This is a genomic window from Methanothermobacter sp., assembly GCF_030055425.1.
Taxonomy (GTDB): Archaea; Methanobacteriota; Methanobacteria; order Methanobacteriales; family Methanothermobacteraceae; genus Methanothermobacter.
Genome location: NZ_JASFYE010000001.1, coordinates 116,901 through 138,068, shown reverse-complemented (window position 1 = coordinate 138,068; position 21,168 = coordinate 116,901). Strand labels below are relative to the sequence as shown.

Annotated in this window: 23 protein-coding genes; 17 read left to right on the top strand and 6 right to left on the bottom strand. The window is 49.4% G+C overall.

The features are described from left to right. Window positions 1–5: 5 nt before the first annotated feature. Window positions 6–1,538, top strand: a complete 1,533-nt coding sequence (locus QFX39_RS00790) for a phenylalanine--tRNA ligase subunit alpha (protein ID WP_300476453.1) — start codon at window positions 6–8, stop codon at window positions 1,536–1,538. Window positions 1,539–1,562: 24 nt separating this feature from the next. On the opposite strand, the gene QFX39_RS00785 is transcribed toward QFX39_RS00790, so the two are convergent. After that, complete coding sequence (locus QFX39_RS00785; RefSeq protein ID WP_300476451.1) at window positions 1,563–2,045, bottom strand: hypothetical protein; 483 nt, start codon at window positions 2,043–2,045, stop codon at window positions 1,563–1,565. A gap of 51 nt (window positions 2,046–2,096) precedes the next feature. Next, window positions 2,097–2,501, bottom strand: a complete 405-nt coding sequence (locus QFX39_RS00780) for a CBS domain-containing protein (protein ID WP_300476449.1) — start codon at window positions 2,499–2,501, stop codon at window positions 2,097–2,099. A gap of 281 nt (window positions 2,502–2,782) precedes the next feature. Here QFX39_RS00780 and nikR point away from each other — a divergent pair, with 281 nt between their 5' ends. The 9 genes from nikR to QFX39_RS00735 all read left to right on the top strand — a co-directional run bounded on the left by nikR (window position 2,783) and on the right by QFX39_RS00735 (window position 10,379). After that, window positions 2,783–3,205, top strand: coding sequence for a nickel-responsive transcriptional regulator NikR (nikR, locus tag QFX39_RS00775; RefSeq protein ID WP_013295950.1), 423 nt, complete (start codon window positions 2,783–2,785; stop codon window positions 3,203–3,205). Between the two features lie 11 nt (window positions 3,206–3,216). Next, window positions 3,217–3,966 carry a methyltransferase domain-containing protein gene (locus tag QFX39_RS00770; protein ID WP_300476446.1) on the top strand — a complete coding sequence of 250 codons (750 nt, stop codon included), beginning with the start codon at window positions 3,217–3,219 and terminating at the stop codon, window positions 3,964–3,966. Beyond that, window positions 3,932–4,462 carry a hydrogenase maturation peptidase HycI gene (hycI, locus tag QFX39_RS00765; RefSeq protein WP_300476445.1) on the top strand — a complete coding sequence of 177 codons (531 nt, stop codon included), beginning with the start codon at window positions 3,932–3,934 and terminating at the stop codon, window positions 4,460–4,462. The genes QFX39_RS00770 and hycI overlap by 35 nt, the downstream gene beginning before the upstream one ends. 87 nt (window positions 4,463–4,549) lie before the next feature. Next, on the top strand, window positions 4,550–5,626 hold the full coding sequence (locus QFX39_RS00760; RefSeq protein ID WP_300476444.1) for an acetyl-CoA carboxylase biotin carboxylase subunit family protein: 1,077 nt from the start codon (window positions 4,550–4,552) through the stop codon (window positions 5,624–5,626). After that, window positions 5,623–6,681, top strand: coding sequence for a glycosyltransferase family 4 protein (locus QFX39_RS00755; protein WP_300476442.1), 1,059 nt, complete (start codon window positions 5,623–5,625; stop codon window positions 6,679–6,681). Before QFX39_RS00760 ends, QFX39_RS00755 begins: the two co-directional genes overlap by 4 nt. 78 nt (window positions 6,682–6,759) lie before the next feature. Further along, on the top strand, window positions 6,760–8,166 hold the full coding sequence (locus tag QFX39_RS00750; protein ID WP_300476440.1) for a Mur ligase family protein: 1,407 nt from the start codon (window positions 6,760–6,762) through the stop codon (window positions 8,164–8,166). A 139-nt stretch (window positions 8,167–8,305) separates the two neighbouring features. Next, window positions 8,306–8,743, top strand: coding sequence for a hypothetical protein (locus QFX39_RS00745; RefSeq protein WP_300476438.1), 438 nt, complete (start codon window positions 8,306–8,308; stop codon window positions 8,741–8,743). A gap of 75 nt (window positions 8,744–8,818) precedes the next feature. Beyond that, a complete protein-coding gene (locus tag QFX39_RS00740; protein ID WP_300477124.1) occupies window positions 8,819–10,003 on the top strand; it encodes a hypothetical protein in 1,185 nt (394 codons plus the stop codon). A 22-nt stretch (window positions 10,004–10,025) separates the two neighbouring features. Further along, entirely contained in the window at window positions 10,026–10,379 is a 354-nt protein-coding gene (locus QFX39_RS00735) for a DUF356 domain-containing protein (protein ID WP_300476436.1), read from the top strand. A gap of 78 nt (window positions 10,380–10,457) precedes the next feature. Here the strand turns inward: QFX39_RS00735 and QFX39_RS00730 are convergent, their stop codons facing one another. After that, window positions 10,458–10,931, bottom strand: a complete 474-nt coding sequence (locus QFX39_RS00730) for a multiprotein bridging factor aMBF1 (RefSeq protein WP_300476434.1) — start codon at window positions 10,929–10,931, stop codon at window positions 10,458–10,460. Window positions 10,932–11,037: 106 nt separating this feature from the next. Here QFX39_RS00730 and QFX39_RS00725 point away from each other — a divergent pair, with 106 nt between their 5' ends. Beyond that, window positions 11,038–12,270 carry a proteasome-activating nucleotidase gene (locus tag QFX39_RS00725; RefSeq protein ID WP_300476432.1) on the top strand — a complete coding sequence of 411 codons (1,233 nt, stop codon included), beginning with the start codon at window positions 11,038–11,040 and terminating at the stop codon, window positions 12,268–12,270. 217 nt (window positions 12,271–12,487) lie between these two features. Here the strand turns inward: QFX39_RS00725 and QFX39_RS00720 are convergent, their stop codons facing one another. Continuing rightward, entirely contained in the window at window positions 12,488–13,213 is a 726-nt protein-coding gene (locus QFX39_RS00720) for a UPF0280 family protein (protein ID WP_300476431.1), read from the bottom strand. Window positions 13,214–13,350: 137 nt separating this feature from the next. Here QFX39_RS00720 and QFX39_RS00715 point away from each other — a divergent pair, with 137 nt between their 5' ends. From QFX39_RS00715 to cgi121, 5 genes are all read left to right on the top strand, one after another. Continuing rightward, entirely contained in the window at window positions 13,351–14,085 is a 735-nt protein-coding gene (locus QFX39_RS00715) for a PH domain-containing protein (protein WP_300476430.1), read from the top strand. After that, window positions 14,078–15,208: a geranylgeranyl reductase family protein gene (locus QFX39_RS00710; RefSeq protein WP_300476429.1), complete on the top strand. Its 1,131-nt coding sequence runs from the start codon at window positions 14,078–14,080 to the stop codon at window positions 15,206–15,208. The genes QFX39_RS00715 and QFX39_RS00710 overlap by 8 nt, the downstream gene beginning before the upstream one ends. Continuing rightward, window positions 15,199–16,209: a TIGR01177 family methyltransferase gene (locus tag QFX39_RS00705; RefSeq protein ID WP_300476428.1), complete on the top strand. Its 1,011-nt coding sequence runs from the start codon at window positions 15,199–15,201 to the stop codon at window positions 16,207–16,209. The genes QFX39_RS00710 and QFX39_RS00705 overlap by 10 nt, the downstream gene beginning before the upstream one ends. Window positions 16,210–16,354: 145 nt before the next feature. Further along, entirely contained in the window at window positions 16,355–17,854 is a 1,500-nt protein-coding gene (locus QFX39_RS00700) for a 2-isopropylmalate synthase (RefSeq protein WP_300476427.1), read from the top strand. Then, window positions 17,851–18,321, top strand: coding sequence for a KEOPS complex subunit Cgi121 (gene cgi121, locus QFX39_RS00695; protein ID WP_300476425.1), 471 nt, complete (start codon window positions 17,851–17,853; stop codon window positions 18,319–18,321). The genes QFX39_RS00700 and cgi121 overlap by 4 nt, the downstream gene beginning before the upstream one ends. Before the next feature lie 17 nt (window positions 18,322–18,338). Here cgi121 and QFX39_RS00690 read toward each other — a convergent pair whose 3' ends face one another. Beyond that, window positions 18,339–19,328, bottom strand: a complete 990-nt coding sequence (locus QFX39_RS00690) for a DegT/DnrJ/EryC1/StrS family aminotransferase (protein WP_300476424.1) — start codon at window positions 19,326–19,328, stop codon at window positions 18,339–18,341. Between the two features lie 4 nt (window positions 19,329–19,332). Further along, window positions 19,333–20,496 carry an Nre family DNA repair protein gene (locus QFX39_RS00685; RefSeq protein WP_300476422.1) on the bottom strand — a complete coding sequence of 388 codons (1,164 nt, stop codon included), beginning with the start codon at window positions 20,494–20,496 and terminating at the stop codon, window positions 19,333–19,335. Between the two features lie 133 nt (window positions 20,497–20,629). Between QFX39_RS00685 and QFX39_RS00680 the strand changes: the two genes are divergently transcribed. Further along, window positions 20,630–20,989: a hypothetical protein gene (locus tag QFX39_RS00680; protein WP_300476419.1), complete on the top strand. Its 360-nt coding sequence runs from the start codon at window positions 20,630–20,632 to the stop codon at window positions 20,987–20,989. Window positions 20,990–21,168: the final 179 nt, after the last annotated feature.

The following is a 21,168-nucleotide window of genomic DNA, read 5'->3' as shown; positions in this document are numbered from 1 at the left end:
TCGATATGGATCCTGATAGGGTAATCGATCAGCTTCACATTTACGAGAAAAAGGTCCTGAAGGCATTTGAGGATTCAGATAAACCCCTTAAACCAGAAGATATAGCAGAGTCACAGAATATGGATATCAAATCCGTGATGAGTGCAGCGGGCGCACTTGAATCAAGGGGATTTGTGAGGGTCATCAAGGAGGTAGAGGAAGTAGTATCACTCACAGATGACGGGAAGGTTTATGCAACCCACGGTCTTCCAGAGAGGAGGGTCATCGATATCATCTCCGGGGAGGGGGAACTTGAAATGTCCGAACTCTCCAGAAGGGCCGGCCTTGATAAGGCGGAATCAGGAATCGCCATAGGCTGGCTTGTGAGAAAGGGATGGGCAAGGATATCTGATGGGAAGGTTTCAGCCACCCAGGAGAAACCCCCTGAGAGTGGAGATGACGAGAAACTCCTTAAAATACTCCTTGATGAAGGGTCTATAAGGACCGCGGAACTTCCTGAACACCTGAAGGGTGCCCTTAAGGACCTTGCAGGAAGAAAGGGCATAGTTGATATTAAAAAGGTAAGGAAGCACAGGATTGAACTCACACCTGAGGGCCGGAAACTCCTTGAGAGGGGTGTTGAGATCGCTGAGGAGGCCACCCAGGTCACCCATGAGCACCTGAAGACAGGCTCCTGGAGGAAGCTTCACTACAGGGGTTACAATATTGATGCAGAGTACCCTCTGGTTTATCCCGGCAAGATGCACCCACTGAGGCGCATAATTGATGAGATAAGGCTCATATTCCTTAAACTGGGGTTTACAGAGTCAAGGGGCCCACTTCTTGAATCAGCATTCTGGAACTTTGACTGCCTCTTCCAGCCCCAGGACCACGCTGCAAGGGAGATGCAGGACACATTCTACGTTAAAAATCCCCCAGTAACCGAACTCCCGGATGAGGATCTTGTGAGGGCAGTGCAGAGTGCCCATGAAACAGGGGGCTCCACCGGATCAGAGGGATGGCAGTATGAATGGGACAGGGACGTTGCAATGCAGAGCGTCCTCAGGACCCACACAACCTGTGTATCTGCCAGGTTCCTTAGGGAGAATGAACCACCCCTCAAGATGTTCTCTGTTGGCAGGGTTTTCAGGAGGGAGACCATAACCTACAAGCACCTGCCTGAATTCCACCAGGTTGAGGGTATCGTCGCAGGGGAGGATGTTAACTTCAGAAACCTTCTGGGTATACTGCGGGAGTTTTACAGAAAACTGGGATTTGAGGTGAGGTTCAGGCCGGCATACTTCCCCTACACCTACCTCTCAACAGAATGTGAGATCTACCTCCCTGAGAAGAAGAGCTGGATAGAACTTGGAGGGGCGGGCATGTTCAGGCCAGAGGTCCTCGAACCGCTGGGTGTTGAGACCCCTGTGGCTGCCTTTGGCCTGGGTATCGAGAGACTTGCAATGATACGATTCGATATAAAAGATATAAGGATGCTATACCAGAGCGACCTTGGCTGGCTCAGGGGCCTCCCTGTGACGGATGATCTGAAACTCTAGAGCTGCAGGGGATTAAATGATGGTTCAGCTGCCGGCCATATCGGGGGCTGAGGGGCGGTAATATTCACCGTCATCCAGCACCACCATCTCTACTAGCTTTTTATTTTCAAGTGAAAGGAGCACGTTGTACATGCGCCTTGTGCTGAGCCCCAGGGGACCATAGAGGAGGTGGCCCTCAAGGAGGTAACGGGGAACGGGTCCTCCGCCTCCGAGTTCCTTAATGGTCCTCAGGGTTTCCTCCTCTATCTGGTTCAGCTCGGCTTCCCTGACTTCCTCCTGACTTTCCATTACCTGCACATCTTCATCAGGGTTCTCAGCAGCTATCCTCCCGTTTTCTCTTGATATAAGCCCTTTTTTCTCAAGGCTCGCTGCTATGTCATGGTATTCGTGTTCAGGAAGGTCAAGGTTCCTCTTAAGCATCTCCTCGGATACAGGGGCGTTGAGATCAAGCTGCATGTACCGTATTTCCCTGTAGACCATGTTCTCCTTTCTTGTTATAATCTTCAAGGGTTACCTCCTCTGTAAGAATGATCAGAACACTTCTGCTGTAACTCTGAATCAGGAGGGTACCAGTATCTCTGCTGCAACCAGCCGGCAGATATCTGTTTTTGTTATCACCCCGACAGGTTTATCGTCCTCCAGCACCAGGAGGCCTGAAATATCGGCCCTCAGCATGAGGTTTGCGGCGTCCTCTATGTTATCGTCGGCTGAGATTGTTATCACCTCATCCACCATGATGTCCCTGACCTTGAGGTCCCTCTCAGGGTGCTCACTGTCGGGTTTTATTGACCCGAGGACCCCTATGAGGTCTGTGTAGGATACAACGCCAACAGGTTTATCTTCCTCGTCAAGCACAAAGAGTCTTCTCACACCGTGTTTGTACATCTTTTCAAAGGCTTCAAGGGGCCTTGTCTCGGGGCTCACCGTTATTATCTCGGCGTTCATTGCTTCTTTAACTTTCATTGATAATCCCTCAAAAAAACTCCACTGATTAATATTATGATGGGGCATCTTTTTATGTTTTGTTGTTCCATCTGCACTGTTTGATGGTGGGCTACCATGCATCCCATGGAGCTGGATCTGCAACGACTTCCCTTTCCGATGCCTTTAAATATTCATGTTAATTATTCATGTAATAACTGATTGTTCCATACAGACAATACTGCATGCCAAAAAAAGTTTAAATATGACTTTAGATTAATACTATCATAAATTCATATGAAATTACTTGTGGGGTAATAGCCATGATGCGAATAAGCATGTCTCTACCAAAAAAGCTACTGAATGAGTTTGATGAAGTTTTAAGGGACCGTGGTTACCAGTCAAGGTCCAAGGGTATAAGGGATGCCCTCAAGGACTACATTGTCAGGTACCAGTGGATGAATGAAATGGAAGGAGAGAGAATCGGTATAATTGCGGTTATCTATGACCACCATTATACGGGTGTCATGGAGGATCTTGCGGATATTCAGCACGACTACCGTGAATACATCAATGCGGTTATGCATGTGCACATGACAGAGAAGCACTGCCTTGAGGTGATCGTTGTCAAGGGTGACGTTTCAAAGATTCGGGAGCTCACAGAGAAGATGATGAGGCTCAAGGGTGTTGAACACGTAAGGCTCACAAGCACATCAACAGAACAGAAAGTGGAGCATGAGCACTAGGCAAGGATCAGATGAAATTCAGGGTCACAGCGTATCACCAGCACCTCCTGCGGGACCATGAACGCCTTTCAGCATTTTATGAGGCGATAGCCTCCACTGCGCGGGGGCTCACCTATGACCTTGGAGCTGGCAGCGGCATTCTCTCATTCTTTGCATCAGAATACGCAGATCATGTCATTGCAATTGAAAGGGACCCCAGAATAGCGGCATGTGCACGGGAAAATCTCTCTGATCTTGAGAATGTCACGGTTGTGAATGAGGATGCCCTGGAATATGAATTCACTGAGAGGGCAGATACAATCATATGTGAAATGCTTGACACTGCACTCATAGATGAGGAGCAGGTCCCGGTTTTGAGGAGGGCAGTTAGATTCCTTAAAAAGGAGGGTGAAGTCATACCCGCTGCGGTTATCAACGCTGCGGAGCCTGTGATGATGATGGGTGGAGGCATCTCATATGATGAAAACATCAGAGCACCCTCAGCAGGCCCTCTCCACGTTTATGATAGGATTGATTTCAGGGGGAGGATACCTGAAAAGTTCAGGGGAACCCTGAAACTTGTGGCGTCGGGCTCCTTCAACGCCATAAGAATAACCTCATTCACAGTCCCGGCAGAGAATATAATCTGTGGCCCGACACCCATGATGAACCCTCCGCTCCTCCTACCCCTGGGTGATACCCTTGAGGAGGGTGATTTCAGGGTTAAGGTCTCATACACAATGGGCGGTGGTCTTGATTCGGTTAAGGCAGAGATTAAGTGACTTCCTGGAGGGCTGCACCAGGCTCCTTGTACTTACAGTTGGAAATGAACTGAGGTCCGACGATGGATTCGGACCATACCTTGCATCAATCATATCAGGGAATGTTACTGAAAGGGGCCATCTACTCATAAATGCAGGCACAGTCCCTGAAAACTTCACAGGAAGGATAAGGTCAGAGAAGCCCAGCCATATTATCATAGTGGATGCGGTGGAGATGGGTGAAGAGCCAGGGACCATCATGCTGATTGATAGAGAGAGGATAGCAGAGTACAGCATATCCACCCACGCCATGCCCCTTTCATTCCTGGTGAGGTACCTTGAGGAGCAGGGTGACTGCAGGATAACCCTGATAGGGGTTCAGCCAGAAAACCTTGAATTTGGAATGGAACTATCTGCAAGGGTCAGGAAGGCCGCATATGAACTCAAAGATTTACTCCTCTCGGCAATCGATGAGACATCCTGTGAGAAGAGCCCCTCTAATTTAAATCAGATCTAGATCATAGCCTCCCAACTTAAAGGGTATTAAATTATTTATAATAGCTTCCCAAACAGTAAACCAGTTCTTGATTTTTTAAGTGATAACATGAGGATCCTATTCATTGGCTCAAGACTATTCAATGACGTTGCAGACTATGCATCATCAAGGGGAGTTACCACCCTACTTTCAGAGTCAAATCCAGAGGCACCCAACCTTGAACTAGCAGACTCCCACTTCATAGTGCCCCGTGGCATGGATGCACCCCTGGAAATTGCACTGAGGGAGGATGTCGACGCGGTTGTACCCCTCATAGGTGTCGACGGTCCCCTCAGAGACGTTGCCAGGCTTAAGACGGAACTTGAGGAGAGTCACGGGATTCCAGTTGTTGCCTCTGGCGAAGGGGCGGCAGAGATCTCCACCGATAAACTCAAAACCAAGGAGTTCTTCACTGAAAACGGTATAAAAACACCAGAGTATGCTCTGATAGGGACTGCAGATGAAGTAAGGGGGTTCCCCACCGTCCTTAAACAGAGAGGGGGGCAGGGGGGATCAAACATAAAGGTTGCATCTTCATATACTGATGTGGAGGAATACCTCGGCTCCCATGAATCTGCAATCATGGAGGAATACATACAGGGAGTTGAGATCTCAGTGGAGGTCCTCCGCTGGGATGGGCAAACATTCCCCCTTGTGGCTGTGGACAAGGGCCCCACAAGTACGGAGGGAATCCACCCACTGGGGAAGGTGAAGAGGGCCCCCGCAGTCATTGAGGGCTTTAATGGAGATGAAGGCATTAAAATGGCCTCCAGGATAACTGAACTCCTTGGAGCGGAGGGAAACACGGACGTTGACATGATACTCTCTGACGACGGTATCCTCTATGCTATAGAGGTCAACACAAGGCCCAGCGGTACAAGGTACATCTCCGAGGCCGCCACAGGAATAAATCCAATGCACAGCCTTGTGGACATGGCAATTGGGGACTGGAACCCCAATAAACTTAAAAGAGAGGATTACCATGCGCTGGAGATACCCCTGGGAAATCCAGGGAATATCGAATCATTAATGCCTGAGGGGGTAAAGTGGCTGTTGCACGGGCCTCAGAGTCATATGAGGCTCACAGCAAGGGCTGAGAATAGTGAGAAACTTGATCTGATCATGAAGAGACTCAGGGTGATATGATGGAGATTGGGTTAGCAGCATTCATTATAAGTGCCGCCGCGTCAGCGGCCTTCACACTCTTTATAAGGAACGTTCTAAGAAGTGCGGGTATCGGGGACAGGCCAATAGTTACAGAGCACAGCCACAAGGCAGGGACACCCACAATGGGGGGCCTTGGCATGCTCCTTGCAGTGCTTCTTGTAACCATCATCTACCGCAACAACCCATACCTTGTCCTCACAGCACTCATAATCCTCACATCTGCCATTGTGGGACTCCTCGACGACCTGATTGGACTTAAGGTTAAGGAGGTCCAGAGGATAATCAGAAACGTATCTGACGGTCCCCTTGAGGTTGGCCAGCTGGTGCTGAAACCAGGGGAGGAGGCAAGGGCGGCCACAGATAAGGCAAAAAGGGATGTGGAGGAGCTCCTGGAGAGGGGGTTTGTTGAGGTGGTGGGTGAGGCACCCATAAAGAGCGAGGTGAGCGAGGGTGAGAAGATACTCGCCCAGCTCATGATAGGGGTATTCCTTGTTATTGGTGGCGCGGTTACCAGACTTGGAGGATTCAATCTGGGTATTGCAGCGGCACCCATTGTTATCGGGGGAATGGTGGGTGCCATCAACGCGGTGAACCTGATAGATGGTATGGATGGGATGGCCTCAGGGATAATGTTCATAGCCTCTCTATCATGTGCACTGCTCCTGGGATTATCTGCAGCAGCTCTTCCATTCGTGGTCCTTGCAGGGATCTCTGCAGGTTTTCTTGTATTCAACAGGCACCCGGCCAGCATATTCATGGGTGACACAGGTTCATTTGCCCTTGGAGCAGGATATGCAACGGCTGTGATGCTCACAGATAAAGTTTATTTCGGTGTTCTCGCCATAGCTGTCCCCGTGGTCTCAGTTATAATCAGCCTCCTTCACCGTGCAGGAGTCATCAGACTACCTGTGGAGCCATTGCACCACACACTCCACTACCGTGGAATGTCCGAGAGGAGGATCGTGCTGCTCTACTGGCTGATAACCGCGGCTGTCTGCGGCCTTGGACTCTACCTAAGCGGGTTCAAATTCTGATGGTGGATGGTATGGATATTGTGGAGCTCTCAACATCGCCGTCCCTGCCATCAGAAACTTCAGAGGATGGTGGATAAGATGGACATCGAGGAAATCGCAGAGAGGGTTTCAGGAAAACTCGTGGGAAGTGGAGGAGAATTCAGGGGTAAATTCACAACCCTGGGGGCTGCAGAGGAAGGTGACATTGTTATAAGGCACTGGATCGACGATAGGGGTATTCAGATTGCCTCAGAAAGGGGTGTTGCAGCCATAATAACCCAGGATTTGAGGTCCGACACAGGGGTTCTGGATGTGCCAATCATCCTTGTGGATAGGATTGAAATCGCAAATGCCCTTGCACTTTCATGGACCATAAACCGGTTTGCCTCGTCCTCCCGGAGGATAGCTGTAACCGGAACCAACGGGAAATCAACCACCACCCACATGATCAACCACATCATAACCACAGCTGGCAGGTCATCCTACACAAATACAGATTCAAGGTCAGAGTTCAACACACTCATTGACCCCGTCGTTGCACAGCAGATAGCAGAGGCTGCCAGTAAGGAGCAGCTGGAATTCATGGTCATCGAGGTTTCAGAGGTTCAGGGCTGGCTTGGAAGGGTCATGAGAGACCACGCCCACATCATGACCTCATCAATCCAGCCAGAGATGATTGTCATAACCAACGTTGCAATGGACCACATAGGACTCGTTGAATCGGTGGATGACGTCTTCAGGGAGGTTTCAGGAGCCCTCAGGGCAGTTGAATCAGGGGTTGCTGTACTGAACTCCGATGATGAGAGGGTCAGGGCAATGGCAGATGTTAACCCCCTCCTCAGGACGGTCTTCTATGGATCCCATGGAACTGTAAGGTACACTGGTGATGGGATCTACTGTGGAGACGATCCTGTAGTTCAGAGAGATGAACTCCCATTCACCGGTGAACACTTCATACAGAACACCCTTGCAGCGGTCACAGCGGCACTGGAACTGGGATTCTCATATGAGGATGTGAGGATGGGTGTTAAAACTTACAGGCCACTTAAGAGGAGATTCACTCTTCTCATGGATAATCCCCGGGTCATTGACGATTTCGCCCACAACCCGGACGGCATAAGGGCAACGGTTAAAAGCGCGGCCTCTGACATCAATGGAAGGCTTTGGGTTGTGAATGCCATAAGGGGATCCAGGGGGGAGGACATCAATATCATGAATGCAGAGGCCCTGGCAGACTCAGTGAAGGGTCTTGATGTTGAGCTGGTGATAACATCAAGCAGCGACCTTGTTGATGAGCAGAACAGGGTCCTTGAAAACGAGAGGAGGGTCTTCCTGGGTGTTCTGGATGAGAATGGGATAAGGTATACCCATATCGAAAATCTGAGGGAGGCACTCAGAAGAGTTCTGGAAAATGCAAAGCCCAGTGATACGGTTCTCCTCCTTGGGGCCCAGGGAATGGACCCTGCAACGGAGGTTATAGAAGGTTTAACCAGTAAAAACTCCTGAATTAACTTTTTTATGGCCGCCGGATATTTTATCAGCATACCAGTCCAGCACCATCTCATGCTGCTCAATCTTTATAAACCTTGAGCCGAGAATTAATATTCAGTAACTGTAATGAAGTGCAGTTTAAAGGTGAAGTGTAATGCTCATAAAGATCAGAAGGGACACGCTTGTGATACTCCTCCTAGCCTTCATACTCATCCTATCGGGGCGCGTTATGACCTACCTTGCCTATGCCTCATCAATGGAGGATACAGGGGGAGTTCCAATAGCGGGTGTCATAGTGAAGGGTAACGACATAGTTCCACTCTCATCTATAAAGACCAACGTGTATGCTGCTGGATTCAGACCAGGGAGCTACATAAAGGGGGATATACTTGTAACATCCAAGAGGAAGGTTCCCCTGAGCGAGGCAATAGAAAACGCAGAGAAATTTGTTAAGAGAACAACAATACCCGGAACACGTGTCACACCAATAGCGGCTGCAGACGTGAAGGTGGACACCAGAACTGGTATAGTGACGGTTAATGTCATCGAGGACTTTTCGACCGTTAAGATCACCAACAGAACAGGAGGGTAACCGGTGCATAAAATTTCAAAGTTAATCACCCTGATATTCATATTTAACCTCCTTATAGGTCCGGTATCCGCCACGATGAACGTCATCGTAATAACGGACCCAACAGGTGTGGACCCCAACGGGGCAGCAGCAGGGAGTATGTCCTTTGCACAGAACATGTTCCAGTCCACCTTTCTCATGTCCAAGGAGAAACGTTTCGCTGTCCTCTCTGGGGGTGAAGGCGAGTCTATAACGAGGCTCATGGCGATAATGGATGTTATAAACCGCCTTGAGAATGGGGCCACAGCCGCAGAGGCAGCATCAGCAGCAAACAGTTACCCTGGAATAAGGGTAATGTGTGGCGGCCCTGGTATAGGTGCGGCTGTTGGTGGATCCTTCGATGCCTACGTGGTTATCGTGGAGGATGACGGTACAATAACGGTGACACCATACTCAGGAGGTATTGCTGTCCTCCCACCAGGGAAGAAGGGGGCAATAATACACCTCAGGAACACACATGGTAACCCCAAGTATGGTACCGCAACAAGGGTGCGCCAGGAGACAGCGGTGAACATAGGTAAGATGATAAGGGATGGTTACTCAGCCACCTACATAGTTGGAAAGGTCTTCGAGGAGGTTGCAAAGGACGCCGGTGAAAAATACGGTGGTGGTGCAGTGAACCTCGCCTCAGGGGTATCCACGGGGGACATGTTCACCCCTGAGAACCTCAATGAGACAGGTTATCCAATGGATGAGCCCTACGTCAAGGTATGCGACGAGTGCGGCTGGAGCATAGGTTACCCTGCAGCCGAAAGCTATCAAGTCTGCCCGATAGATGGAAGTAAACTCAAGGTCATCTACGCATACGACGCCCTTAAGGACGCCATAACAGTGACAAACGGCTCTGTTTCAGTTTCGGTGTACGGAACAGAGGAGGCAGGTGTTGTGCAGACCACCCAGGAGATTGTGAGGGCATCGGTCAGAAAGAATGGTTACAGTGCAGAGGCCATAGCAAGATCCATAAACAGGGCAATAAAGAACGGATTCCTTGTGGGTGTGAACTATGTTGAACCCAAGGACATAAACGTCAAACCAAGTTCAAGGGCGGTTGGTGTCTACTACACACCACTACCAGACGATCGAACAGCACCCCCCATGGAGCTGCCTGTGAGTTCAGATCTCCTGGATCTCCTGGGCAACATACAGACCGCCCTGGGATTTGTAATGGTACTCCTGGTACTCTTCAGGAGCAGCCTGATAAGTTCATTCAGAAGGGGTTGAATCCTTAAAAGAAGTGGTTAATGTGTCTCTAATAATCTTAAGGGCTGATAGCAGGGATAAGATCCTGAATGCCCTCGCGGATCTTGAAAGACATGCTGGCCTGAGGGTCAGGGGCAGGCCCCGCATAATGAAACATGAAACCGCAGATAAAATGGCAGCATCCATTCTTGGAGGTAACCTCCGGACCAGGTCCACGGTTGCAGCTGCAGTTGAGGTCGAGGAGGGTGATACAGAGACCATAATGGCTGTGAGGAGGATACACCCACCGGCCCACATAATTGTTGTGAGCAGCGAATATGATGAATATGAGGACCTCAGGGAAATGTTTGGCACTCTGAAGGTCCTCAAGGGCTATTATTCATATAAAAAGAAGTGAGTGTTTAGGGGGGGGAATCGGAGGGTTTAACTCCCATATAAAAAGAAGTGAGTGTTTAGGGGGGGGGAATCGGAGGGTTTAACCCCTTTTTATTCTTGCTATATCACCTATGGTGGCTCCACGGAACCCTCCACTCTCAATCTTTTCCTCTTCGCCGGCATCGAATTTCTCCAGGATCTTTATTTTAAGGAGCTTCTCGAGTTTCCTTGCAAGTTTGATGTCGGGTTCCATTCTCTCAGATTCAATCCTGTTTATGACTGAGACCTTCTCATTGATCCTCTCAGCGAGATCCTCCCTTGACCATCCCCTGGACTCTCTCTTAGCCCTTATGATCTCACCGTAATCCTCAACAACCTCATAAAGGGTTTCCATTGGTCTCCTTGACCTCCTGGGAGCTCTCCTGACACCTGCTTTATGGGTTTTGGGTTTGGGGGGTTCCCTGATGATCTTACCGAACTTAGAGCATTCCCTGCATACATCCATCACTGAACTGTCGATTTTGGTCTTCACAGGTTTTCCAACAATCTTTTTGCCGCAAATCTCGCATCTCATGAAGATCCCTTTTTATTTTATACTAGATTTATCCCACCCCAATATTTAAATATTACTAGAAACAAGATACTATACAACAAAATTTAAATAGGAGTGTTCTAAAATCATGGAAAATAACTCCCAGAATGTATTAAAAAAGATTGAGGACCTCAAAAAAGAAATTAGAATGCTTAAAGAGGAGAATTCCAAGACAAAAAGGAATCTGATGTGGAAGATCAGAAAACTTGAGAAGGATAAACTTTTAATTGAAAATGAAAAGACAAGGCTTGACAGGGAGGTCAAATCTCTCCGTGGTGAGATTGAAAGATTCAGAACCCCGCCACTGGTCATAGCCACAATTACAGAGGTTCTTGATGATCACAGGGTCGCAGTTAAGAGCAGCACGGGCCCTCATTTCGTAATAAACTATTCAAGATTCATTGATAAGAAACAGCTGGAGCCAGGTGCCAGGGTTGCACTCAACCAGCAGACATTCAGCATAGTCGACGTGCTTCCATCAGAAAAGGACCCCGTGGTAACGGGTATGGAAGTTGAAGAAAAACCTGACGTCTCCTACGAGCAGATAGGTGGCCTCGAGGAACAGGTACGTGAGGTCAAGGAGACAGTGGAATTACCACTTAAAAAACCTGAACTATTTGAGAAGATAGGTATAGAACCACCAAAGGGTGTACTGCTCTACGGACCACCAGGTACAGGTAAAACACTCCTTGCAAAGGCGGTTGCACATGAAACCAACGCCACCTTCATAAAGATAGTTGCATCAGAGTTCGTCAGAAAATACATAGGTGAGGGTGCAAGGCTTGTGAGGGGAGTTTTTGAACTGGCCAAGGAGAAGGCCCCCAGCATAATATTCATAGATGAAATTGACGCTGTGGCAGCCAAGAGACTTAAGAGTTCAACAAGCGGTGACAGGGAGGTTCAGAGGACACTAATGCAGCTCCTTGCAGAGCTTGATGGCTTCGAATCCAGGGGTAACGTTGGTATAGTCGCTGCAACCAACAGGCCAGACATCCTGGATCCTGCACTCCTCAGACCTGGAAGATTTGACAGGTTCATTGAGGTTCCACTGCCAAATGAGGACGGCAGGAAGGAGATCCTCAAGATACATACATCTGGAATGGCCCTTGCAGAGGAGGTTGACATTGAACTCCTTTCAAGGATCACAGACGGCGCATCCGGTGCGGACCTCAAGGCGATATGTACAGAGGCAGGTATGTTCGCCATCAGGGAGGAACGTGATGAGGTCACAATGAATGACTTCATGGACGCCGTTGATAAGATAATGGGTGTTGAGAAGGAGGAGGAATACAAGCAGGAAACCGGCGTAATGTTCGGTTAAATGCACTGCAGCCTGTGATGAACCCTATGAGCTCTGAATAGGTGATGAATGATGGGCGATCTGAGGCTGTAACCTATATCTTTTTTTAAAATTTAGCTGTTATCAGTTAGATCTGTTGCTGAGTCAGAAAGTACGTTTTTTAGTTTTTAGGATAGTTTAGACTTCATATGGTTTATTTATAGTGTCTAAATGTACGTTTTTTAATTTTAGGATAAATTTAGACTTCCTCCCATAGGTCTGAGAGCACGGCTTTTCTATCGGTCATTACGAGTTTTGGTATCTTACCCACTGTCCCTGCATGCTCACCCACAACAACCATGACCCCCCTGAAGTGCTCACGAAAGTCATCAGCCCTCTCAAGCGCGCTCTCAACAGCGGATCTATCATCGGGTCCATCCGCACTGTTGGCTATTGAGGTTGCAAGGGCATCTGCGGTGCTGGCCTCAGATGCGAATACGGTCACGGAGTCGGCCCTCCCAAAGCTTATGGAGTGACCCAATGTACCCGAGGACGTGCATATACCCCTGGGGGCACATGGCTTCAGGAGAAAACCCACCGTCCCTGAAATTGGTGATGAACCGGCATAAAGCCCCACGGTAACCTTACGGTTGTTCACAAGGGCAATGTCCCCACCATTGTCCACTATACTGCACCTGGAGCCGATGCCCATGAGGTGCATGAGGGATAGCTGGGCTATTGTTCCTGCCACAGCAGCCATGGGGCCCACCTCTGCCTTCCTTGAGGCACGGGACATCATCCTCACTATCAGGGGCCCCTCCTTCACATGGATGGGTTCAAGGGATGTTAAAAACTCATGATTTCTCCTTATATGCTCTATGAGTTTCATTCTCTCCCCTAAGATGAACCCCGCAAGTCCATGATCCTTGATGTCGGTCCTGAGCTTTATATGAGTTTCCCCGATGTTTATATTCTCTGCTGTCATCTAATCAGCGCCCCTATGCATGATCAATCCTTGAAGTTCTGTTCTGAACCAACCATTAGATATAAAAACACATGCGAACAATTAATGTACATTGAAGTTAACTCCTTTTAATCACTATGTAAGTTCACTGTGATAACATGTTTGGCAGGGAGAGGTTATATCCGGGTGAAAGGGTTCTATATGAGACAGGGCCACGGTTCATCCTCAACTCAAGGTCATCCATCATAAAAATTCTCTTCATTGCACTCATCATATACATCTTTCCAGCAGCGGTTAAATTCGCAGGAGACCTTGATAACATTCTCATCGTAAGGTACGGTTTCACGGTTGCAGAGAAGGTCGTCTGGATTTTAACCGCGGTTTTTATCATACTGGTGCTCAGTGTGCTCTGGGATGTGATTTCCTGGAGGAGCAGGCGCTACATAATCACCGACCACAGGGTTATAGTTGAGAGCGGAGTTTTAAGGAAGAGGAGGTTCTACATAAACCACAGCAAGATAGTGGACGTATCCTTCTCACAGGGTATAATCGAGAGGCTCCTGAACTCTGCGGATATAAAGATTCATGGCGGCCACGAGGATACCCACATAATCCTTGAGGATGCCCCATCCCCGGCCAGGATCGAGTACCACATTAACAGGTTCACAGGGGAAAGGACAGTGGATGAGGCAGAGGAGATACTAAGGGAACTCTCATCAGAAAGGCAAGAAGGGAGGGGATTTGCAGACCCGAAGTTCTGGGAGGATACAGATGAATTCGATGAAAGCAATCCTAGGGAATCCCCTGTGGAAGAGGGTGGCAGCGAAGAGTCAATAATGGAGAGACATTCACGGAAATTTAAGAGGTTCAGAGAGGAGGGCAGGGATGACTGACTACGATGTCATCATCATGGGAGCCGGACCGGCAGGTTCAACGCTTGCAAGACTCACTGCCAGCAGGGGGTTCACTCTGGGAGTCTTCGACAGGAAGAAAGTAATAGGTGTCCCCCTGCAGTGTGCGGGACTCATATCCCACAGAATAACTGAGGCGAATGTGCTCCCAGACAACCTTATACTGAACAGTGTGAGGGGCGCGGTGCTGCATTCACCATCAGGCATAAAACTCAGGGTTTCCAAGAAGAGGCCCGAGGCCCATGTGATTGACAGGACAGCCTATGATCTCCACCTTGCAGAACTTGCAGGTGAAGCAGGGGCTGAGGTGAGAACAGGGACAGCCGTGAGGAGCTTCAGTGAGGCCACAGGCGAGGTGGAGGTAAATGGAGGAACTCTTAAGGCCACTGTGCTGGTGGATGCAAGGGGGCAGGCCGCTATCTGCAACAAGTACCCGGCAAGGCAGTTCCTTGTGAGGTTCAGGGACCAGAAAATGGACACCGACTTTGTTGACCTCAAGGTTGACTCACGACTCTCACCTGGTTTCCTCTGGAGAATACCTGTTGATGAAAGAACAGCCCGGGTGGGTGCATTCGGACCCCAGAAAAATCTCAAGGACCTTGTTAAGGGATTCATTTCAGACCTCAGCACAGATTTCAGGATCATGGAGAGTTACCATGGCTTCATCCCGGAACCCGACCCTGATGCGGAACTTGTAAGGGGAAGATACATCAGGATAGGTGATGCCGCAGGACAGGTAAAACCCACAACCGGCGGAGGCATAGTTCTGGCGTCTAGGGCGGCCCACGTGGCAGCGGAGACAATACAGATGGCACTTGAGGATGATGTTGGGCTACTTGAGAACTACCAGGAAGCCTGCAGAAATCTCTATATGGGTGAGATGAAGAACCAGATGAGGGTGCAGAGGACCTTCAGGATACTATCCGATGAGGACCTTGACCATATCTTCCTCAAGATGAGGGAGTACGGTGCAGAGGAGATAATATCGAGGTACGGGGACATGGACAGACAGACACCACTCATAAGGGAATTCCTTAAGAGAGGACTGCTATTCAGGATAATACCTTCTATCCTCTCAAGGAAGGTGGCCAGCATATGGAAATAATGGTTATACTCTCACAGGAACACCCTGAACTCCCCTCTGCTGAACTCAAATCTGTTCTGAGGTCAGAGGGTATAGAATTCAGTGTAATTGAGGATGGAAGGGGATATGTGATTCTGGATACCCCCCCATCAACATGGAAAATCCTTAAGAGGAGGCTCGCATACGCCCATGAAATCTGCAGGGTCTTTGGATACTCTACCACCGCTGAGTTTGAAGAGACTGCAGAGAAAATAGACTGGAAGAGTCATGTTAAGGGCAGTTTTGCGGTTAGGATAAAGAAACTCAGGGGTGAGGTGGATGCAAGGGAACTCGAGAGAGGCCTCGGGGCCATCATTAAGAATAAGACAGGTGCAAGGGTTGACCTTGAGAATCCATGGACCCTTGTAAGGCCTGTGCTCATTGACAACAGGTTCATCCTCACACTGCGCCTTGCAGAGATAAGTAAGGATCACTTCAATGAGGCCAAACCCCACAGAAGACCCTTCTTCTATCCTGGCTCAATGAGCCCTAAACTTGCAAGGTGCATGGTGAACCTCGCAGGCGTGAGGGCTGGCGACAGACTCCTCGATCCATTCTGCGGTACAGGGGGTATACTCATAGAGGCAGGCCTAATGGGCGTGAGGGTTATCGGCGCGGATATAGACTGGAAGATGGTGGAGGGCACACGAAAAAACCTCCAGCACTATGGCATAACTGATTTTGAGGTTATAAGATCAGATGCCAGGGATCTGAAGCTTGATGAAAGGGTAAATGCAATAGTTACAGATCCACCATACGGCATATCAGCATCAACCGCAGGTGAGAAGAGCGAAAAACTCTACAGGGAGTTTCTGGACTCAGCATACTCAAATCTTACAGAGGATGGGGTTATATGTATGGCAGCACCCCACTACCTTGACCTTGAGGGACTCATTGATGATAGGTTCAGAGTAAGAGAAAAATACTCCATGAGGATGCACAGGAGCCTCACAAGGGTTATAAGGGTGATTGAAACTGTGTAAAGATATCATGGGGTCCCTATTCACCAGACAGTGATTGAATAGCTTCGTCACCCGCCGTTGCACATAAGTGAACACTTAACCATATATAAGTGTCGGAACTAAAACTTAAATAACTATTTTCTGAACACCTGAAAGAGGGATTAATTTGCAGGTTAGAGTACTTGACACCACACTGAGGGATGGAGAACAGACACCAGGGGTTTCCCTTACCCCAGAGGAGAAACTCAGAATAGCGCTCAAAATCGATGATCTGGGCGCTGACATCATCGAGGCTGGCTCAGCAATCACATCAGAGGGTGAAAGGGAAGGCATCAGGAAAATCACATCAGAGGGTCTGAATGCTGAGATCTGCAGCTTTGCAAGGGCCGTCAGGGATGACATAGATGCCGCACTCTCATGTGATGTTGACAGTGTGCACCTGGTTGTACCTACCTCTGACCTGCACCTTGAACACAAGCTCAGAAAAACGAGGGAGGAGGTCCTTGAACAGGCGGTGGACTGCACAGAGTACGCTGTTGACCATGGACTCCTGGTTGAACTCTCAGCAGAGGACTCAACACGCAGCGATATGGAATTCCTCAGGAGGGTATTCAGTGAAGGTATAGCTGCAGGGGCAGAGAGGATATGCGCCTGTGACACCGTGGGAATGCTCACACCCGAACGCTCCTATGAATTCTACGGTGAACTCTCAGAACTCGGGGCTCCCCTGAGCGTCCACTGCCACAACGACTTTGGACTGGCAGTTGCAAACTCCCTGGCCGGTTTAAGGGCAGGAGCATCTGAGGTCCACGCAACCATCAATGGCATAGGTGAACGTGCAGGTAACGCAGCCCTTGAGGAGGTGGTGGTTGCACTCAAATCACTCTATGATGTTGATACAAACATCAACATCGAGATGCTCTATGAAACCTCCAGAATGGTCGCCAGGATGACCGGGGTATACCTGCAGCCAAACAAGGCAATAGTCGGTGAAAACGCCTTCGCCCATGAATCAGGGATACATGCAGATGGGGTCCTCAAGAAGGCGGAAACCTATGAACCCATAACACCCGAGATGGTTGGCCACAGGAGAAGGTTCGTCATGGGCAAACACATAGGTACCCATGCCCTCAGACAGAGGCTTGATGAACTTGGAATGAAGGTCGATGAGGATAAACTTATGGAGATATTCCGTAGGGTCAAGGCCCTGGGGGATATGGGTAAATGCGTCACCGACGTGGACCTCCAGGCAATAGCAGAGGACGTTCTCGGGGTCATGGAGGACAAGGTTGTGGATCTCGAGGAGGTCACCATAGTCTCAGGTAACAGGGTCACACCCACAGCATCAGTCAAACTTAAGGTGGACGGTAACGAGGTCCTTGAGGCAGGTATAGGGGTTGGTCCAGTTGACGCTGCAATAGTTGCCATAAAGAAAAGCCTTGAGGACTTTGCAGACATCACCCTTGAGGAATACCATGTGGACGCAATAACAGGGGGTACAGATGCCCTCATCGATGTTGTAATAAAGCTGAGGCACGGTGACAGGATAATAAGCGCCAGGAGCACCCAGCCTGACATCATCATGGCCAGTGTGGAGGCCTTCCTCAGCGGTGTTAACAGGCTGCTTGCAAGTGAGGCATCTGAGGATCAGCAGGTGGTTAGGTGAATATAGATATTAGGGGATACCGTGGAACCGTTGAAGACCTGGATGAACTCCTGAATGAGATAAAGGGGTTTCCATGCACAGTCCAGCTTATTGATGCACGGGCCGTTGCAGGGAGTGACCATGCCATCCATGGTGCACTCCACGCCATCAGGGCCTTTGAGAGGGGTCAGAATATCTCCAGTGACCCTGGAATTGAGATATGCCTCCGTATTGCAGGTACCAGGCAGATAAGCAGGGCCCTTGAACTTTTGGGTCTCAGGGAGGGTGAAATGGAGATCTGCGCGGTCCTTGTGGACTGTGGAACCGATGCCCGGGAATTCCTTGATTCAAGGTTCCAGAGGGATGACAGTGTCCTTGAACCGGATGGGGATTACCTCAGAAACCTCTATGACCTTGGAGAGGAGGTAAAAACGGTTGGAGTTGAGAACGCGCTTATGGAGAGGACGACGATGCTCCAGGTTTTATAGAGGAGGATACTCCCCATTTATATAACTGAGGAGATGATCTCAGCCATCCTCTCAAGGTTCTCATGGGTGAGGCATCCCACATCCAGGTTCTTAACCTCCACTGCAACCGCACTCTCAAGTATCCTGTCGGGGGATGGGCATACTGTGAAGATACTCCTACCATCTGCGGTTATAAGTTTCTTCAGGATTTTAACATCCTCTCTGGGGGTACTTGAGGGGATTATAACATTTATACCCCTCTTTTCAGGGTGGAATACCCCCTCAAGTTTTCCTTTGAGGTAACTGCATGCCCTGAGGGTCTCTGTGAGGTTCCTCTCGGCGGCATCAAGTTCGGCGGCAATGGCGGCCCTTACATAGGGGTCCGCCTTGAGGGCAGACAGCAGCATGTCCTGCTGTGCAAACTCTGGAATGGAGGTTGAGATGAACCCGCCGCCCCCTGCGTTAACGGTTTTTGGGGAGCCAGTGGATGCGATTATGACGTGGCTGTATTTACCATTGCAGAGCCTCCCAAGGGGGTCGAAGACGCTCCCGGATGCGTCCTCAACCAGGATCGCGCCGTGGGATCTGCAGATATCTGAGAGTTCGGCGATGGGCTGCTCCGCTGTATAACCCGCAAAGCTTGTGACAAAAAGTGCCCTGGCACCAGTATTTTCAAGACGTGAGTTGAGGACATCAGGGTCAATGAGCCCCCGCTCCGTTTTGACCGTGAAAACCTTCCTGCCAAGGATCTCAGGTATTCTCTTAAAGCCCCTCCATCCGCCCTGGTCAGGCACAAGGATAGGACCATCAAGGAGGGATACTGTGAGGAGGATCGCGGCATTTCCGCTGCTCAGGATTCTTACGTATCTGTGCCCTGTGATCTTTTTGATTTTCTTTTCAGGTTCAGGTGTTTCCCCGTAAAGGGCTGCGTGGCAGACGGCTCTTTTTGTCTCGGGGGATGGTTCTCTGAATTTGAGTCTCAGGAGGGCACTATCCTCTCTCAGCTCTGTCTTTTCTTCTGAATTCATAGTCTCACCTGAAGAAGGAGTCCAAGGTTATCTGCCTTGAAGAACTGATATCCCGCAGCAGGTTGCTACTTCTTCTGAATGCATCAAGTCCAAGTTTCAGTTTGCTGTCCATGAATTCAAGGGCCTCTTTAAGGCTGTTGAACTCATGAGCTTTGGTTTTCATGGCGTTTTTAACGTTCTCCCTGACATTGAAGACACCCAGGGGCACGTAACCCGGATAGGCCTCCCGGAGTATGATTGCGCCTGCCTGTTTCTCTTCCCTGTCCAGGGCCTCGAGGACAGCCATCCTGGCGCTGTAGTAGCAGCCACCAACCCTTGAGTACTCCCTCTTACCCTTCAGTGTTTCATGGTCTGAGAATATCATTGCACGGCCGTCACGCTTTATAAAGGCCTCCATCCATTCATACTGCCACTCTGAGGGTGTGAGGAGTATGAGGTAGCTGTTTTTAAGGCTTTCAAATTCATGGACCCTGTAGGTGTCCAGGATATCATATTCAAGGACCCTCCTGTGGAAGTGGTCCGCCAGGGTACTGTCGCAGGCTGTTATTGACCACCTTGTGGGGACCAGCCTCCTTTTCATGGCATCACCAAGTGCACCCACCGAGAGGGCCTTCTGGATGGCAGAGAATGGGGTTCCCTTCCGGTGGAGTTCCACTATCGCCTCACCTGCCCTGAGGTCCGTGTCGTAGTGGGCCCTTTCAAGTTCCCGGTCCCATTTAACGTTCTCTATCTCGAAGTTTTCAAGGACTGCGCTGGGGCCGTGGGGTGTCTGCTCCTCACTGAAAAACAGGCCTCTTGGTTTTTTTCTGAACTGGGCCTCACTTTCAATGGCCCCTGATGAGAGTGATATTTCCTGAAGTTTCTCCACGAGATGGTTATCAAGGTCCCTGACTCCCACGAGCTGCTTGCCCCTTATGAGGTTGAGGCGGTAGTCTATGATTTCCTCCTGTGTTTTACTCTCGGGTATCCATCTCTCAGGGGAGTCAAATATCTCGACCTCCCCCTGCATGGGGGCTATCATGGGTCCGGCGTAGACCTTGGGGTAGTTCCAGCTCCCTATGAAAACCGATGGGGGTGTAGCCCCCTCAAGCTCCTCTCCCACATCTATAGACCTCATTTTGAGGTCCCTGGTGAGCCTCTTGAGGAAGGCGTACTTTGACCGTATCATCGTTAAAGCTCTGTTTCTGGATATTTATTGTTTTTATGGTGATCCCTTAACTTATTCTTTATATCTTTCTATAGCGAAGTGATCTTGTGCAAATCTATTTTAGGGAAAGATCAGACTAAAATGGGGAGGTCCTATGTATACCAGAAGTATGGAAAGGTATGTCCAGAGGATAGGGTACAATGTGAACCGCTTCAGGGGTAACCTTCTTCTTCTGAAGGGTGGGAAGAATCCTGAGGAACTCAAAGACGAATTCATGGATATAGAGCGTTCATTAAGTGAAATATTCAACGATATAAGGTTCGAAGTTCCGGATGCAGGACTTGAGGGTGTTCACAGCAGGATACTCAGGGCTGCAGGAATTTACCGGGATTCTCTGAGGGAGTTCCTGAGGTTCTATGATGATGGGGATGATGAACACTTTGTCCATGCAGGTCTCATGATAAACGAGGCCAATGAGCTCCTCAACGAGGCGGCCTTAATGATGGGTGTGTAGTCTGCAGTTTTCTTCAGTTCTTATCGTATTTGAGGCGGGTTGGATGACATCAGGTGTGTAGTCTGCAGTTTTCTTCAGTTCTTATCGTATTTGAGGCGGGTTGGATGACATCAGGTGTGTAGTCTGCAGTTTTCTTCAGTTCTTATCGTATTTGAGGCGGGTTGGATGACATCAGGTGT

Bases quoted from the DNA above. Each gene is read 5' to 3' on its own strand.
- QFX39_RS00790 (WP_300476453.1), top strand. From the start codon at position 6: ATGGATCCTGATAGGGTAATCGATCAGCTTCACATTTACGAGAAAAAG.
- QFX39_RS00780 (WP_300476449.1), bottom strand. From the start codon at position 2,501: ATGAAAGTTAAAGAAGCAATGAACGCCGAGATAATAACGGTGAGCCCC.
- nikR (WP_013295950.1), top strand. From the start codon at position 2,783: ATGATGCGAATAAGCATGTCTCTACCAAAAAAGCTACTGAATGAGTTT.
- QFX39_RS00770 (WP_300476446.1), top strand. From the start codon at position 3,217: ATGAAATTCAGGGTCACAGCGTATCACCAGCACCTCCTGCGGGACCAT.
- QFX39_RS00760 (WP_300476444.1), top strand. From the start codon at position 4,550: ATGAGGATCCTATTCATTGGCTCAAGACTATTCAATGACGTTGCAGAC.
- QFX39_RS00755 (WP_300476442.1), top strand. From the start codon at position 5,623: ATGATGGAGATTGGGTTAGCAGCATTCATTATAAGTGCCGCCGCGTCA.
- QFX39_RS00750 (WP_300476440.1), top strand. From the start codon at position 6,760: ATGGACATCGAGGAAATCGCAGAGAGGGTTTCAGGAAAACTCGTGGGA.
- QFX39_RS00745 (WP_300476438.1), top strand. From the start codon at position 8,306: ATGCTCATAAAGATCAGAAGGGACACGCTTGTGATACTCCTCCTAGCC.
- QFX39_RS00740 (WP_300477124.1), top strand. From the start codon at position 8,819: ATGAACGTCATCGTAATAACGGACCCAACAGGTGTGGACCCCAACGGG.
- QFX39_RS00730 (WP_300476434.1), bottom strand. From the start codon at position 10,931: ATGAGATGCGAGATTTGCGGCAAAAAGATTGTTGGAAAACCTGTGAAG.
- QFX39_RS00725 (WP_300476432.1), top strand. From the start codon at position 11,038: ATGGAAAATAACTCCCAGAATGTATTAAAAAAGATTGAGGACCTCAAA.
- QFX39_RS00720 (WP_300476431.1), bottom strand. From the start codon at position 13,213: ATGACAGCAGAGAATATAAACATCGGGGAAACTCATATAAAGCTCAGG.
- QFX39_RS00715 (WP_300476430.1), top strand. From the start codon at position 13,351: ATGTTTGGCAGGGAGAGGTTATATCCGGGTGAAAGGGTTCTATATGAG.
- QFX39_RS00710 (WP_300476429.1), top strand. From the start codon at position 14,078: ATGACTGACTACGATGTCATCATCATGGGAGCCGGACCGGCAGGTTCA.
- QFX39_RS00705 (WP_300476428.1), top strand. From the start codon at position 15,199: ATGGAAATAATGGTTATACTCTCACAGGAACACCCTGAACTCCCCTCT.
- QFX39_RS00690 (WP_300476424.1), bottom strand. From the start codon at position 19,328: ATGAATTCAGAAGAAAAGACAGAGCTGAGAGAGGATAGTGCCCTCCTG.
- QFX39_RS00685 (WP_300476422.1), bottom strand. From the start codon at position 20,496: ATGATACGGTCAAAGTACGCCTTCCTCAAGAGGCTCACCAGGGACCTC.
- QFX39_RS00680 (WP_300476419.1), top strand. From the start codon at position 20,630: ATGTATACCAGAAGTATGGAAAGGTATGTCCAGAGGATAGGGTACAAT.